Annotated in this window: 21 protein-coding genes; 10 read left to right on the top strand and 11 right to left on the bottom strand. The window is 34.6% G+C overall.

All coding sequences use genetic code 11. The features are described from left to right. The first annotated feature begins 29 nt into the window (after positions 1-29). Genes QY331_01340 through rseP form a run of 3 tightly spaced genes read left to right on the top strand, consistent with a single transcriptional unit; the run spans position 30 to position 3039 of the window. Positions 30-515 (top strand): hypothetical protein, encoded by a 486-nt coding sequence (locus QY331_01340; protein WKZ69895.1) that lies wholly within the window; start codon positions 30-32, stop codon positions 513-515. Continuing rightward, on the top strand, positions 515-1672 hold the full coding sequence (locus QY331_01335) for a 1-deoxy-D-xylulose-5-phosphate reductoisomerase (GenBank protein WKZ69894.1): 1158 nt from the start codon (positions 515-517) through the stop codon (positions 1670-1672). The genes QY331_01340 and QY331_01335 overlap by 1 nt, the downstream gene beginning before the upstream one ends. Positions 1673-1683: 11 nt before the next feature. Then, positions 1684-3039, top strand: a complete 1356-nt coding sequence (gene rseP, locus QY331_01330; GenBank protein ID WKZ69893.1) for an RIP metalloprotease RseP — start codon at positions 1684-1686, stop codon at positions 3037-3039. Between the two features lie 62 nt (positions 3040-3101). Here the strand turns inward: rseP and QY331_01325 are convergent, their stop codons facing one another. The 9 genes from QY331_01325 to gpmA all read right to left on the bottom strand — a co-directional run bounded on the left by QY331_01325 (position 3102) and on the right by gpmA (position 8810). Then, complete coding sequence (locus QY331_01325; GenBank protein ID WKZ69892.1) at positions 3102-3389, bottom strand: helix-turn-helix transcriptional regulator; 288 nt, start codon at positions 3387-3389, stop codon at positions 3102-3104. Next, a complete protein-coding gene (locus QY331_01320) occupies positions 3364-3711 on the bottom strand; it encodes a type II toxin-antitoxin system RelE/ParE family toxin (protein ID WKZ69891.1) in 348 nt (115 codons plus the stop codon). The genes QY331_01325 and QY331_01320 overlap by 26 nt, the downstream gene beginning before the upstream one ends. A gap of 211 nt (positions 3712-3922) precedes the next feature. After that, positions 3923-4312, bottom strand: coding sequence for an energy transducer TonB (locus QY331_01315; protein WKZ69890.1), 390 nt, complete (start codon positions 4310-4312; stop codon positions 3923-3925). A gap of 10 nt (positions 4313-4322) precedes the next feature. Next, positions 4323-5156, bottom strand: coding sequence for an energy transducer TonB (locus QY331_01310; protein ID WKZ69889.1), 834 nt, complete (start codon positions 5154-5156; stop codon positions 4323-4325). Between the two features lie 7 nt (positions 5157-5163). After that, a complete protein-coding gene (locus QY331_01305; GenBank protein ID WKZ69888.1) occupies positions 5164-5634 on the bottom strand; it encodes a hypothetical protein in 471 nt (156 codons plus the stop codon). Between the two features lie 9 nt (positions 5635-5643). Continuing rightward, positions 5644-6165 (bottom strand): sigma-70 family RNA polymerase sigma factor, encoded by a 522-nt coding sequence (locus QY331_01300; protein WKZ69887.1) that lies wholly within the window; start codon positions 6163-6165, stop codon positions 5644-5646. 53 nt (positions 6166-6218) lie between these two features. After that, positions 6219-6776: a hypothetical protein gene (locus QY331_01295; GenBank protein WKZ69886.1), complete on the bottom strand. Its 558-nt coding sequence runs from the start codon at positions 6774-6776 to the stop codon at positions 6219-6221. Positions 6777-6869: 93 nt separating this feature from the next. Next, on the bottom strand, positions 6870-7904 hold the full coding sequence (locus QY331_01290) for a PorV/PorQ family protein (protein WKZ69885.1): 1035 nt from the start codon (positions 7902-7904) through the stop codon (positions 6870-6872). Positions 7905-8063: 159 nt separating this feature from the next. Further along, complete coding sequence (gpmA, locus tag QY331_01285) at positions 8064-8810, bottom strand: 2,3-diphosphoglycerate-dependent phosphoglycerate mutase (protein WKZ69884.1); 747 nt, start codon at positions 8808-8810, stop codon at positions 8064-8066. A gap of 264 nt (positions 8811-9074) precedes the next feature. Between gpmA and QY331_01280 the strand changes: the two genes are divergently transcribed. From QY331_01280 to QY331_01270, 3 genes are read left to right on the top strand one after another with little or no spacing between them, the layout of a single operon-like run. Further along, entirely contained in the window at positions 9075-9527 is a 453-nt protein-coding gene (locus QY331_01280; protein ID WKZ69883.1) for a TPM domain-containing protein, read from the top strand. 43 nt (positions 9528-9570) lie between these two features. Further along, a complete protein-coding gene (locus tag QY331_01275; protein ID WKZ69882.1) occupies positions 9571-10518 on the top strand; it encodes an MBL fold metallo-hydrolase in 948 nt (315 codons plus the stop codon). Between the two features lie 25 nt (positions 10519-10543). Next, the gene (locus QY331_01270; GenBank protein ID WKZ69881.1) at positions 10544-11023 is read left to right on the top strand and encodes a hypothetical protein; all 480 of its coding nucleotides are present in this window, start codon (positions 10544-10546) and stop codon (positions 11021-11023) included. Positions 11024-11053: 30 nt separating this feature from the next. On the opposite strand, the gene QY331_01265 is transcribed toward QY331_01270, so the two are convergent. Together QY331_01265 and QY331_01260 are read right to left on the bottom strand one after the other, a co-directional pair. Continuing rightward, positions 11054-12040, bottom strand: a complete 987-nt coding sequence (locus QY331_01265) for an aldo/keto reductase (protein WKZ69880.1) — start codon at positions 12038-12040, stop codon at positions 11054-11056. A gap of 11 nt (positions 12041-12051) precedes the next feature. Continuing rightward, entirely contained in the window at positions 12052-12957 is a 906-nt protein-coding gene (locus tag QY331_01260; GenBank protein WKZ69879.1) for a DMT family transporter, read from the bottom strand. Positions 12958-13009: 52 nt separating this feature from the next. On the opposite strand from QY331_01260, the gene QY331_01255 reads away from it, so the two are divergent. From QY331_01255 to QY331_01240, 4 genes are all read left to right on the top strand, one after another. Then, on the top strand, positions 13010-13732 hold the full coding sequence (locus tag QY331_01255) for a tetratricopeptide repeat protein (protein WKZ69878.1): 723 nt from the start codon (positions 13010-13012) through the stop codon (positions 13730-13732). Between the two features lie 13 nt (positions 13733-13745). Beyond that, complete coding sequence (locus tag QY331_01250; protein ID WKZ69877.1) at positions 13746-14237, top strand: DUF2721 domain-containing protein; 492 nt, start codon at positions 13746-13748, stop codon at positions 14235-14237. Next, positions 14230-14826 carry a leucyl/phenylalanyl-tRNA--protein transferase gene (gene aat / locus QY331_01245; GenBank protein WKZ69876.1) on the top strand — a complete coding sequence of 199 codons (597 nt, stop codon included), beginning with the start codon at positions 14230-14232 and terminating at the stop codon, positions 14824-14826. Before QY331_01250 ends, aat begins: the two co-directional genes overlap by 8 nt. A 100-nt stretch (positions 14827-14926) precedes the next feature. Beyond that, positions 14927-15619: a hypothetical protein gene (locus QY331_01240; protein ID WKZ69875.1), complete on the top strand. Its 693-nt coding sequence runs from the start codon at positions 14927-14929 to the stop codon at positions 15617-15619. Positions 15620-15660 lie beyond the last annotated feature (41 nt).

Raw genomic sequence — 15660 nt, 5'->3', positions numbered from 1 at the left:
GAAAATACATAAAACTGAAAGGGCTAATTATGTACTTATTACTTACATGGCTTCACGTAACTTTTGCCGGAATATGGCTTGTAGTTTTTATCGCAGATCCATTATTTAAGAGATATATATCTAAAGCAAAAAACTCTAAGGGAGAAATAGAATTAATTTCACTTTACCTAAAATTTGTTAATCTCTTGGGTATGATCGGAGCTGTCGGAATTTTAGTAACCGGAATCTGGATGATATTGATGGACGTAGGTTACGGCTTTTTTGATTTCTCAGGTAATCATTGGCTGGCGTCAAAGCAAATTATTATGGTTGTAATTTTGATATTACTTGGCTGGAAGCTAATTCCTACAGCTAAAAAAGTTCGTCTGTTAATCAGTGAGGAAGTTAAATCACCCGTAGATGATAAATCAAATGTTCGCGAAAATTTGAAGAAACTTTATTCGGTTAGTTTTCAAATCAACCTGTTAGTGATTATTAACTTTTTAATGGCTGTAACAAGAATCCTTTATATCTAGTGAGTGAACAAAAGGAAATATTAATTCTCGGATCAACGGGATCAATTGGTGTTAATACTCTTAATGTGATAAGAGAATTCCCGGAAAAGTTTAAAGTCACTGGTTTGACCGTTAACACAAATATTGCTGATCTCGAAAAACAAATTGAGGAGTTTAATCCATCTTATGTTGTTGTGACGGATAAGTCCAAAGCTGATGAGTTGAAAAAGCGGATTAATATTAAATGCGAAGTACTTTCCGGTAAAGATGGTTTGATTGAAATCGCAAAAAATCTTAACTATGACATAATAGTTACAGCTCTGGTTGGTTTTGCGGGATTATCACCTACAATAGAAGGAATTAAAAGAAAAAAACGAATTGCATTAGCAAACAAGGAAACTCTTGTTGTTGCCGGTGAATTAATAACTGATATGATTTATCAATTCGGTTCCGAATTGATTCCGGTTGATTCCGAACATAGCGCAATTTTTCAATGCCTAATAGGTGAAGAAAAAGAATACATCGATAAATTAATTTTAACTGCTTCGGGCGGACCTTTCCTTAATCTCGACAAAGAAAGTTTATCCAAAGTTACGGTTGAACAAGCTCTTGCTCATCCGAATTGGAAAATGGGAAGTAAAATCACAATTGATTCCGCAACAATGATGAACAAAGGCTTGGAAGTAATCGAAGCTCATTGGTTGTTCGGTTTACCGAAAGAAAGGATTGAAGTTGTTGTTCATCCTCAATCAATTATTCATTCAATGGTTGAGTTTATTGACGGATCGATCAAAGCGCAATTAAGTTTGCCGGATATGAAACTTCCGATTCAATATGCGTTATCTTTCCCGGAAAGATTCGGATGTGATTTTGTTGAAACGAAACTTCCCAGAATAAGAGAACTAACTTTCTTTGAACCGGATTTCGAGAAATTCGAATGCTTAAAATTAGCTTATGAAGTAATGACGGCCGGCGGAACTTCGCCATGCATTTTAAATGCTGCAAATGAAATCGCTGTTGATAAATTCCTTAAAGGAAAAATACATTTTACTGATATTCCCTTGATAATAAAATCATCACTTGATAAAATTGAAAATCACCGTACACCTGATTTGGAAACAATTTTTGAATGTGATCGTCAAACGAGGGAATATGCAGAACACTTTTTTGACAATTAATTGATGGAAATATGGACTATATAATTTATTTCGCTATAACAATCGGTATTTTGGTTTTTGTTCATGAACTTGGACACTTCCTTGCAGCAAAAATGTCCGGAATGAGAGCCGAGGTATTTGCAATCGGATACGGAAGAAGAATCCTAGGTTACAACAAAATTACCGGTTTTACATTCGGACCTTTACCAAAAGATTTTGACGGAGAAGGGAATACCGATTATAGAATTTCACTTCTACCACTTGGCGGATATGTAAAAATATCAGGCATGATCGATGAAAGTTTTGATACGGAATTTGCCAAATCAGAACCGAAGGACTATGAATTCAGAGCTAAGCCAACTTATAAAAAACTCTTTGTAATCTCTGCCGGTGTTATGATGAACCTTACATTGACAATTCTCATTTTATGGGGAATTAATTTCTTTCAAGGTAAACAAATAATCGACACAACCGATCTTGGTTATGTTGAAGAAAATACACCTGCCGCACAAGCCGGTTTCGAAACAAACGATAAAATATTATCTATTAATGGAAAAACAACCGAGAATTGGGATGATATCGTTAACAATCTCTTAATAGATAATATTGGTAAAGATGTCAACGTAACTGTATTAAGAGGCGGAGAAGAAGTTTCATTCAAAATACAGAAAGAATTAATAGCCGAAAATGCTCAGAAAAGTTTTATGATTCCTTTCGGTCACACTCAGCCTTACATATCGGAAATTATGAAAAATTCTCCGGCAGAAGCCGCCGGTATTCAAGCCGGCGATATTTTCCTCGAAATGAACGGAATGAAACTGAACAACAGCCATGAAGCAATACGCATTATTTCTTCTAATCCGGAAAAAGAAATATCACTTGTTCTTTTGCGAGATGAAGATACTGTAACTACAACAGTAAAATCTGGTTATGACGGTAAGATAGGAATCTATATTACAGACGTTTATACAGGCCCAATAAAGTTCGAGAATTATGGCTTCTTCGGTTCATTGTTTCAAAGCTTCGAGAATATTACTCAAATAACTGCATTAACTTTTTCGATGTTCAAGAATGTAATAGTCGGTGATGTCCAATTCGATCAAGTATTTGGCGGACCGGTTAAGATTGCACAATTTGCTGCAAGAAGTGCGGATACCGGAATTATTTCCTTCTTATACTTTTTAGCAATGTTGAGCTTGAGTTTGGCAATATTAAATTTCCTTCCCTTCCCGGTTCTTGACGGAGGTCATTTTGTTATAATTATTATCGAAGGAATAATGAGAAAAGAACTACCGGTTAAAATTAAAATCGCAATTCAAAATTTTGGATTTATTGTTTTACTTATGTTGATGGCATTTATTATTTACAGCGATATAATGAGTTTGTGAAATGTTTTGTAGAGACTTGATTAACCTGTCCGCCTCCGGCGTGATCAAGTCTCTACTGAATTTTAGTTTTGTGTAATTTTAATTTCCAAACGACAATCTAATGCTTCTAAATATTTTTTGATTGTTGCCAGTGACGGAGAATGTTTTCCGGAGCTTAGAGATGATTCTAGCCTTGTTATTGCAGTAGATTTCGTCCCCATTTTTTGAGCTACTTGTGCTTGACTAAGACCGGCTCTATTCCTTGCTCGAAGCATTTCTCTCAACAAAGTAAATTCCGGCTCAAGTTTATCATATTCTTTTTTTACCGAAGCTTTTTTAAGTGCTTTATTTTTTAGTTCTTCGTGCGTCATTTTTTATCACCTCTTTCATTCTTCCTCTGGCTATTTGTATTTCTTTCTTTGGTGTTTTATTTGATTTTTTAATAAATGAATGCAACATTATAATTCGCTTTTCAATTAATGTACAGTAGAATATCCGCGCAATTCCCTCTTTACCTTTTACCCTAAGTTCTATTAAACCATCCTCCAAAAACTTTGTATGAGGCATCCCCAAATGAGAGCCAAATTCCAGCATTATGTCTGTTAATCTTAAGTACCGTGCTAATAACCCCGAAGGCAAAGAAAGAATTTTTTTTTGAATATCTTCACTATAATATTCAATGCTCCACTTCACAATCGGAATATAACAAATATGTTACATACAACAAAATCACTTTGACACAAAATTCGTTCAAAAAAACTCCTTTAATATTCTGTCAAAAGTTGTAATCCATTACAATTAAATTCAATTCGGAATTTTGGTTGAACGTGGTTATTATGGGTGTGATATACTGAGTTTGTGAAATGTTTTGTAGAGACTTGATTAATCAAGTCTCTACATTCATTTAACTTAGCTTAAACATGATTGGAATTATAATCTTTGATTTAACTGCTTTTCCTTTCACTTTTGCCGGAGTAAATTTAGTTTTCTTCACTGCAGTTTGAGCAGCATTATTTAATGCTTCAACTCCTTCTTTGATTTTTACTTCAACAACATTCCCGCTTGCATCAATAAAAGCTTCTACCAAAACTTTACCTTGAATATTATTTACCTTTGCTTCTTTCGGATAGACAACATTCTTCATGATAGCTTCCAATCCCCCGATTGGTTGAGGCATTTCTTCCGCATCTGTCACATATTCATTCGCTTGTGCAAAACTTTGAGTTTGTGTTCCTATGAGAATGAATGATAAAATAATTATAAATCTGAAACTGTTCGCAACAACATTTTTCATAACTACCCCCTTATTGTAATTTAAATACGATGGGAATTGCAACCTGCACTTTAACAGGTTCTCCCCTTTGTTTTGGTGATGTAAATTTTGTCTGCTTAATTGCATTCATTGCAACAGAATCACATTCGGGATCAAATCCTTTTAGAAGTTCTACTTTATCAACAATACCTTCTTCGTTTATGAATGCTTTTACAAAAACTCTGCCTTGAATACCGGCTTCCTTTGCTTTTTTCGGATAAACTATTTTTCCTTGAATTGCCATTAACCCGCCAATAGGTTCAGGCTGTTCTTCTACAACAACAAAGTAAATATCATCATCTGTGAATTTCAGTTTCGATAACACATTGCCCAATGACTTAAGTGATGGAATTTCTTCTTTAATAGTTCCGGTTTCATCTACCGTTAAGATTAATTCAAGATCACCACGAAATTTTACTGGATTGTTTTCCTTTGTTGCGGCAGTAAACTTCCAACTCTTGGCTGCGTCTGCAAACTCTTTTAATAATAATTCCTTAGCAATTAATTTATAACTGCCGTCTTCTGTTGAATATTTTTCCGAGATCGGCAATTGTTTAATGCCATCAACTCTTCCTTCCTCATTAATGTAAAGTCTATAATTAAAAACAGCTTTGATCGGTGAGTTTAGTTTAGAATATTCATCGTGGACTATTTGTTTGATATCTTCCATTACTAACTTGAGTTCTTCTTCGGTTCCCGCTTCGTTATCAACTTGTTTTTCCGTTAAATATTCTTCGTCATAATTATCGATTATTTTCACACCGTCACTTTTTTCAGTACAACCAAAAACAAAAACCGCGATAAATATTAGTAACATTTTTTTCATAACTACCTCACATTCTAGCTTCTATTATAATTTCATTTTCATATTCGGGCTTAACAGTAATTGGTGCGAGTTGATTTGTAAAAATCACTTTCAACAAATTATCTTGCTGCTCAATTCTGGTCTTAGCAAGTTCAAGCTGCTGCTTAGAAATATTCGCGTCTTCATAAATGTAGTAACCGGTTAAAAGTGCAATCAGCAATAATGCATAACTTATATATGAGACTGCACCACTTTTAATTTTTGAAATGAATGGTACCGATTGAACGGATTGCATTTTAGTCAGAATCTTCTTGTCCAACTCATTCGGGAAAGTTTCCGTTTGATTCATTGTAACTATTTTAAGTGAGTTAATTTTTTTGAAATATTCACGCGCGATTTCATTTATGCCAAGCTCAGTAAACAAAACGTTTTCTTTTTCTTTGGGGAGTTCACCGTCAATGAACTCATTTATCAATACTATTACCTTGTCGGTTGTCATTATTCACCTTTACTTTAAAACTTTGGATAATCTTTTTATAAGTTTTTGTCGTGTTTTATATAAACGACTTTTAACCAAGTCTTCTTCAATGCCAAGAGTTTCCGCGATTTCTTTATAACTTAATCCGCCGTATTCTTTTAAGACATAAATTTCTTTTTGTTCTTCGGGTAAATCATCAAGTTCTATTTGAAGAAGTTCTTTTATTTCTTTCATTTCAATTTCTTCCGAAAAATTATCTTCGTTACTGCTTAATTCTTCTTCATCTTCAAACGTGAAAACATTCTTTCGTACTTTCTTCTTTCTATAAATTGAAAAAACTTCATTTCTTGCGGTTGTAAACAACCATGATTTTGTACTTTCTTTATTCTTTATCAGATGAAAATTTTCAAAGAATTTAAGGAACACAGATTGAACAACATCAAAACACATTTCTTTATCGTTCAGCATTTTGGATATGTAATTGTAGATATATCCCTTGAACTGATTGTATGTAATAGTAAACTCTAATATTTCAGCCGGCGAATGCTTCAATTTTTCTTTTCTATTAAAGATGTGTTTGTTTAAGAAAAGTTGCCTAAAAATAATTATTTAATTGATGCCAGCACGGAATTTTGGATAGAATATATATTTATTAAATCTGCTTCAGTTAAACCAGGTTTTATTGCCGAAACACACTCGTAGTAATTTCCTTTATAACCGAAAACCACAACACGGTAACGGTAATTTGATCCGGCAAATTGATAAGCATTAAATTCTCTACCGTTAAGTTCAAAAGTTTCGGTTTTCAGTAAATCGATAAAATTATTTCTGTGTGCCAATTTGTTATTAAGTAAAGAAAATTCTTTCACTCTGTTTAGTGAATTTTCTGTTCTACTTTTCTTCATTTCTTGATCAATGTGAATTCGGATGAATGAAATGGAGGCAGAATAATTTTCCTCAATTAACCACAGATCAATTTTGCTGTCTTTGTTATCCTCCGCGGTAAACCAACCTTTAGGAATATTTACTTTAAGTTCAGTAGTTTGAGAAAAAGTTAACTCATTTGAGAGGGGTGTATCAAAGTTATAAAACGATGCCGGTCCCGAGCAGGAAAACCAAAATGCAGTTAATAATATTGCTGATATTAATTTAATCTTGTTCAAATCAACACCAATAAAAAAAGGGAGAATAACTCTCCCTTAATTTAATAATTTTTATTTATTGTAGAGACTTGATTAATCAAGTCTCTACGTAAATTAATTTATGTCTCTCATAAACTTCGGCTCTTCGAGAGATAACATTAACGAGATTCTATGTGTGTCGGGCAATCTCTCATTTTCGGATTGACTCATTCTTGCGAATGAATAGTCGATATAAAGTTTAGGCAGTTTTATTCCCGCACCTATTGTAAATTGTTTAACGTCGTTATAACCGGCTCTAACCGAGAACAGATTATCGTAGGTATATTCAACACCAAAGTGCGAATCAAAACTTACCGGACCAATGTTAAAATATGACGCGTAATCTCTTCCTTCAAAACGAATATCAAGATCGAGAACCGGCATTACTCTTCCGCCTAAAATATGGAATGCATAAGCGGCACCAACTTTTGCGGTCGGTGAAATCAATTCATTTCGCCCAGTACTCCATGCAACTAATGTTGTTGTTACATCTTGAATTGTTGCACCGAGATAAAGATCTTCCATCGGCATATAAACTGCGCCGACATCAAAGCCAACACCTGTAGCACTGAATTCCGCTAAATCTCTGCGAATAACTTTAACGTTCGCACCCCAATAGAAATTTTCTGAATGGCGCTTTGCAAATGAAAGATAAAATGCCCAATCGGTATTGTTGAATTCTGTTATTTTCGAATAATCAAGTCGATCGGTATTTATATCCAGAATTCCATCACCGTTTGCGTCATAAAGTGCATCGCGTGTATCGGGAATTCCGTCAACACCAAGACGAATAACACTCAATCCGAATGTCATATCCGTTCCGTATGGAATTGCAACCGCACCGTAATTATAATTTACAAGATCACCAAAATGTTCTTCATGCATAAGTGCAATTTGCGGATAATCAATTCTGGCAAGTCCGGCGGGATTCCAATAACCAGCGGTAACATCATTAACAATTGCGGTATGCGCGCCGCCCATTCCGAGTGCTCGTCCGCCGACACCTATTGCCAAAAATTCACCTGCATATTTACCGATTACAGTTTGAGCGTTTAATGAAGTAAAAAGTGAAATGCAAAAAGTGAGAAGGATGAAGATTCTCTTAATCATAGATTTCCTTAAAAATCATTTAATTTGAATCGAAATTTGGGAAAACGAGACTTAAAATCAAGGGAAAAACTCAAACCCCGGGATTAGTCGGCAACTATTTGACAATCAGAATTTATCATTCCCATTCTATACTTGAAAAATCCCGGGGTTTTTTCTTAGCTACTTCTTTTCAGTTTGCTTTGCTACAGAGTTTATCGCAGCTTGAATTTTTTCTTGATCACCTAAATAATAACTTTTAATCGGTTTTAAGTTTTTATCTAGTTCGTAAACTAATGGAACTCCAGTCGGAATATTAAGACCAACAATTTCCTCTTCCGAAATGTTGTCAAGATATTTTACGAGTGCTCTCAAACTATTACCGTGGGCGACAACAACAACTTTCTTACCGGATTTAATTGTCGGTGCGATTGTTTCATGCCAGTAAGGTAAAAATCTGTCGATAGTCAATTTCAAGCTTTCCGTTAAAGGGAGTTCATCTTTAGAAAGATCGGCATATCGAGGATCTTTGCCTGGATAACGATCGTCACTTTCTTCTAATGCCGGCGGAGGAGTATCGAAACTTCTTCGCCATTCTAAAACTTGTTCCATACCGTATTTTTCGGCGGTTTCTGCCTTGTTCAAACCTTGTAAAGCACCGTAATGTCTTTCGTTCAATCTCCAATTTTTCACAACAGGAATCCAATCCAAATCCATTTGATCTAATACAATATTCAATGTTTTTACTGCTCTTTTCAATACGGAAGTGTAAGCAATATCAAAAGTGTAACCTTCTTCCTTTAACACTTTGCCGCCTTGAAGTGCTTCTTGAATTCCCTTTTCGGAAAGATCAACATCAGTCCAGCCGGTAAAAAGATTCAGCTTATTCCAAACGCTCTCGCCGTGTCTAATTAAAACTACTTTGTACATTTTATCTCCGTTTATACTTAATGAATTCTGCAACTATCCGTACAAAAATAAACCTGTGCCGAGCGGAAATCAAATTTGAGCTGACAAATTAATTATTATTAATTTTCTCTGTTGTCATTCCCGTGTACTTCTAACGGGAATCTACCAGGTTTGGTTTCAGATTCCCGCTTTCGCGGGAATGACATTATTTTAATTTGTGTAACTGCCACTTATTTTTTTAACTTTGTTTACTTCCATCAAACAAATTGATATTTTTCCCATCAAATGAATGAGAACTTAATATATCATTTTTTCACCGATGATGATTTCCTTAGAATTTCTGAGGCAATTTCACTTAATGAAAAAACAACCGCCGGTGAAATCCGTGTAGCTATAAAAGATGATCTTCCGCTATTGAACAAAAAGGATATTAGAAAACTCGCAGAAGAAGAATTCTTTCGTCTTGGGATGAATTATACACGCGATAAAACCGGGATTCTTATTTATGTAAATCTTTTATTAAGACAGTTCTACATCCTAGCCGATTCCGGAATTAATGAAAAGGTTGACCAAGCAACATGGGATAAAATTCGTGATGAAATCCAAAATGAATTTAAGCTCGGACACTATACCGAAGGAATCATATTCGGTATTAATGAAGTAGGCAAAATTCTCTCGAGTAACTTCCCTATTAAACCAGATGACGTCAACGAACTAACCAATAAGGTAGAGTTCTAAATCCAAATTGAATCTTTTCATTAACTGCTTTGTTTAATAATTCATGAAATCAACCCGAAGAAAATTTATAAAAAAAGGATTCTTGGCATCGATTGGAAGTTATTTAATTCCGAGTTTCCTATTAACAAGCGATACCGAAGCCTCCGGTATTTTCCCGCTGAATTTTAAACCGGATCCCAGTCAATGGTCAGATACCGAAGTAACAGTAACTTGGATTGGTCATTCAACTATGCTGATCAATTTTTTCGGAAAATGGATTTTAACCGATCCAGTATTAAAGGAAAGGGTCGGTGTATATTTTTTTGGAACCAGTATCGGTCCATCAAGAATGACTCCGCCTGCATTAACGATCGATGAAATTCCTAAACCAGATTTAATTTTACTATCTCACGCTCATATGGATCACATGGATTACCCCACGTTATCAGATTTTGCTTACAAATATCCAAACCAAATTGATGTAGTTACCGCATACTTAACACAGGATGTAATTGATAATCTTCCTTGGAAATCGCTGCATGTTATGGATTGGAATGATAAACTAAAATCGAATGAAATTGATATTACTGCTCTTGAAGTTGAACATTTCGGCTGGCGTTTCCCATGGGAAAAAGATCGTTCACGCGGATTTATAAAAGACGGAAGAAGCTATAATGCGTATCTGCTTAAACGAAACGGAAAATCGATTTTGTTTGGTGGTGATATGCGCATGCACAATAAGTTAGAAATAATAAAAAATGAAAATGTTGATATCGCATTTATGCCGATCGGTGCTTACGATCCTTGGCTGCAAAGTCACTGCACACCGGAACAAGCTTTAGAAATGACTGATTCAATTAATGCAAAGTATTTTATTCCGATGCACACTAAAACATTTCAACAAGGACAAGAACCTTTTAATGAACCGATTGATAGAATGTTAGCCGCCGCACCAAAATTTAGACCGCAAATTGGTATTGAGGAAATTGGGCAGACTTTTAGGTTGAATTAATAGCCAATAATAAGTAATTATAATAGTGAGAAATTATTTTTTAATTTTTATAATCATTTCATTTTTTATCGGCTGCTCTCAATCCGCTAATAATTTTAGAGCACGGCGAGGAACACCACCTAAAAAATATCCAATAGCAGAAAAAATAGATTCCACTAATTTAAAAGCTGCCGTTAAGCCATACGGGTATCGGTGGAATGAAGAGGGAAATCTTGCTGATATCCCAAGAAAGAAATATAAACCTCTTAAAATTGATCGTAAATACCCAAATCCAATTTCTCCACCAACATTTATAAATTTTACTATTGAAAAATCTGACACAATAAAATTTTTTATATGTAATGAGAATGAAAGTTCCTGCTATAAATTTGAAGAAGATTATTTTACTAAAGGAAGTTATTCACTAGGTTTTCAAAAGTTAGATTTTGATACGACTCTATTCATCTTTAAAGCGGAAGCAGCAAATGATGTTTTTTTTAAGATGAAGTATTTATACATACCTTGAAAAATATCACTTAAGAATAAAGTTCTGCTATCAATTCAAAATTGCTCCAATAGTATTATACTCATCTTCAGAAAACCCTAATTGATCTTGAACTTTAATAAGATCCAAAACATGATCGACTTTACTAGCACCGATTAAAGCGGAAGTTACAACGGGATGACGAAGCACCCACGCTATTGCCATTTGAGCAAGTGATTGTCCGCGTTGAGCTGCGACTTCATTCAGCTTTTTTACTTTATCAATTTTTTGTCGGACTTCTTCTCGTTTTAGAAACCCCCATTCCTTCGCAGCTCTCGAATCGTTTGGAATTTCGTTAAGATATTTATTCGTTAATAATCCTTGGGCAAGGGGTGAAAAAACAATCGCTCCTATTCCTTCGTGATTCAATGTATTTATTAAATCCCACTCAATCCATCTTTCAAACATGCTGTACTTTGGTTGATGAATTAATAACGGAGTTCCGAGTTCTCTCATAATTCTTGCGGCTTCCGTTGTCCGGTCAGCCGGATAATTTGATATCCCGGCATAAAGTGCCTTACCACTTTTCACAATTTGATCCAGTGCCATCATTGATTCTTCAAGTGGTGTGTCGTAATCGGGACGATGATGATAAAATATATCAACATATTCTAAACCCATTCTTTTAAGCGATTGATCACAGCTCGCAATTAAATATTTGCGTGAACCAAAATTCCCGTAGGGACCCGGCCACATATCATAACCCGCTTTACTGGAAATTATCAATTCGTCTCGGTAAGGTTTTAAATCATTTGCTAAAACTTTACCAAAATTTTTCTCGGCTGTTCCGTAGGGCGGACCGTAATTATTTGCTAAATCGAAATGAGTGATTCCGTTATCGAATGCAGTTAAAATTATTTTTCTGCCGTTTTCAAAATCATCGACATCGCCAAAGTTATGCCACAAACCAAGCGAGATTAAAGGAAGTTTAATTCCGCTTCTTCCGCATCTTCTGTACTGAATTTTTTCGTATCGATTTTCATCTGCAATGTAGTTCATAATTACTCCGATTATTTTTCGAATCTTCTAATTTTGAAATTCTCTAACTGCTGATACAATATCCCGCTAATAATTAAAATTAACCCAAGAATTGAAGAGAACAGAATTGTTTCTCCAAGTATTAAAGCAATAAATAATAATGAAATGAATGGCGATAAATAAGCAAGCGTCGATGTCTTTGCTTGATCTGTACTTAATTGCATTCCTTTCATCCACAAAAAGAATGTAATCCCCATTTCGAACAAACCGATATAAATTGCTCCGAATAAGTAACCGATAGATTCAATGTGAAATGACTCGAATACAAGCACGAAAACGAATGTAAAAATTGAACCGAAAAGAAATGAGGCAAATAATTTGACGGAGTTTTTTCTTTTATCAATCAAACTCATTGTCCAAAAAGTTGCCCAAATTACAGAACTTCCAACTGCTAAAATTACTCCAAATAAATTGTGGAATGACAAACCAAATATATCTCCACGAGTTGCAATCACAACAACACCGAGAAATGCCAAAACTAATCCGATAATTGTACGAATTGTAATTCTCTGACCGAGAAAGATCACTGAAAAAATCGAAATCATAATCGGCCATGTATAGTTTAAAGGTTGTGCTTCTTGTGCTGGAAGTAATGAGTACGCTTGAAATAAAACTAAGTAATATAAAAACGGGTTAAACAATCCTAAAAGTAAGTTTTTACCTATTGATTCACCTTTAAAGACATTAAGAACATCTCTTGGTGATTCGTAATAAGCAAACACAAGCAAAACCATCATGCTGGCTAAAGACGAATAAAATAAAAGCTGGGCATAATTTAATCCGGCTAAAGTAAGTTTAAAAGCCGTTGCAACAGTTGACCAAAGTAATACTGCACTAAGTGCGTAAATAATAGAAAGTGTTTCTGTTTTTAGTTTCACTAATAAGAATCTCTGTTTTAAGTAAACCGAATTATAAGTATTTTAGTCCAAAATGCGAATTGACTTATTTAAAATATTATTAAGTTCTTTGATTCTGGCTGGAATAATATCATGCCAGCAAGCAATTGATCTTTCTCCAGTTTATTATAAACAAGGTAATGAACTTTATGATAAAGGAAAATTTCAAGAAGCAATTGATAAATATACAGAAGCAATAGAAGCAAATTCATCAAATCAAAATTATTATTTTAATAGAGGAAGTGCTTACTTTGCAATCGGTAATTACGAATTTGCTATAAAAGATTACACTCATGTTCTACAACTATTTCCTCAAAACTCGGTTGCTTTGAAAAGTCGTGGGTCATCTTATTTTAATATCGGCTTAAATGACAGAGCTATTGATGATTTTTCGCAAGCATTACAAATAAATCCCCGCGATACCGAAGCACTAAATAACCGCGCATATGTAAAAACCTCAATAAAGGATTTTACATCAGCATTCGAAGATTATTCAAGAGCAATTGAACTCGATACAACAAATTCAATTCTTTACTTTAATCGCGGTTCTGTATTGGACAGTTTAAAACAATTCGAAGGTGCAATCGAAAATTATACTCAAGCATTGCATATTTCTGCGGATAATCCGCAAAATTTTATATCGCGAGGATTGTCGTTAATTCAATTGGGTAAAAATGAAGAAGCGTGTGAAGATTTCAACTCAGCATTTAAAATAGATTCGACTGCGATAGTTTTTCTTAATAAATTTTGTAAATGATTTTTGAGGAAATATGGAAATCTTTGGTGGAAAAGAATTAACGCTAATTCAACTAATTCAATTTATGCTCGCTCCCGCGGTAATGATTAATGCGTGTGGACTTCTTTTACTCGGAATAAACAATAAATATTCCATTGTAGTTAATCGAATTAGACTTTTAAATGAAGAAAGAAGAAAATACAAATTAAAAATCGGTGGCGAGATTTATGAAACCGAAGACAATGTTAGATTAGAAAGTATATCCAAACAGTTAGTTCTTCTTGTGTATAGAGTCAAACTCGTTCGCAATTGTGTTCTCTCTTACACCGTTGCTATTGCATTTTTTATCCTATCGTCACTTTTAATCGGCATTGCATTCTTTACTAAAAACATTGAGTTGGATATTATTATTCTCGGTTCATTTTTACTAGGAATGCTGGCGGTATTTGTCGGGATTCTTTTTGCGATGACTGAAACCGCACGCGGATATTCAATCGTCAGATTCGAAGTTCAAGCTGATGAGTAACAAGCAAACTAATATCGATTATCTTGACCCGAAGAATATGATTCTTCTCTATGCCCGCGGTGCATTTCCTATGGCAGAAAAAAACGGAAGAATTAATTGGTATATGCCGGAAATTAGAACAATCATTCCACTCGATAGTTTTAATATTCCACGCTCACTTTCAAAATTTATGAAGAAGACCAACTTCACATTTTCATACGATCAATCAACAATGGATGTTGTAAAAAACTGCTCTTCCCGCAATGAAACTTGGATAAATGACAGATTAATAAAAGCATATGAAGGAATAATGCAACTCGGTCATTTACATTCTGTTGAAGTTTATGAGAAACAAAATTTAGTCGGCGGACTTTATGGGGTTACTTTCCGCGGTGCATTTTTTGGAGAATCTATGTTTTCAAAGAAATCACAAGCATCAAAAGCCGCTTTAGTAAAATTAATTGAGCGGCTCCACGCGAAGGGATTCAAAGTTCTGGATGTTCAATATTACACCGATCACTTAGGTATGTTCGGAGCAAGGGAAATTCCTTTCGAAGAATATGCTGCTTTGCTGAAACAAGCTTATCAATGGGAAATATCTTTTAATTAAAAATATTACCTCATCTTAGAAGAACTTTAACTACTCATCAACGTCAAACTTACCGTAAAAAACTTTTTATATTTACTAAACAAAATTTAGAGGGATTGTAATGAAATTTCGCTTCTTAGTTTCAATAATTGTTCTTATTTCAATGATATCGATTGTAAAGGCTCAAAGTGCCGGAATTCATTTAATGCTGGGTTATCCGCAAGGGGAATTCAAAGAAAATGTCGATAGATTGGGTTATGGATTTAATATTCATGGAACGCTCTGGTCACCCAGCAAAGAAAGACCCTTTACCATTGGATTAAATGTCGGATACCTTGTGTATGGAGAAGAATCCGAAAGACGAAGATTTAGTAACCCAATTCCTGATGTGTGGGTGGATGTAAACAGAACAAACAGTATTTTGAATTTTCATTTGTTGTTCCAGATTTCACCGTTTACCGGAACTTGGAGACCTTATGTTGAAGGATTATTCGGCGGTGCTTATATCTTCACCTCAACAAATATTGAAAGTGAATGGGATAATGAAGAAATAGCTCGCTCAACCAATTTTGACGACTATACTTGGAGTTATGGCGGCGGAGCCGGATTGTTGATTAAGTTATCTGAAAATCTTGGTGATGTATCAACCCTTTATCTTGATCTGAAAGCTCGATATATGTTCGGAACCAATGCCGAATATCTTGCAGAAGGTTCAATTACAGTCGACCAGAAAAACGGTAACGTTTACTATGATGTTCTGGAATCAAAAACAGATTTACTTTCTGTGCACATTGGTGTAACTGCATATTTTTAATTTGATTTTGTAGCTAAGATATTTTAACTATAAGCATAACT

Source organism: Melioribacteraceae bacterium (genome assembly GCA_030584085.1).
GTDB lineage: Bacteria > Bacteroidota > Ignavibacteria > Ignavibacteriales > Melioribacteraceae > SURF-28.
The sequence above is the reverse complement of the archived record's forward strand: the minus strand, read 5'-3'. Positions and strand labels throughout refer to the sequence as shown.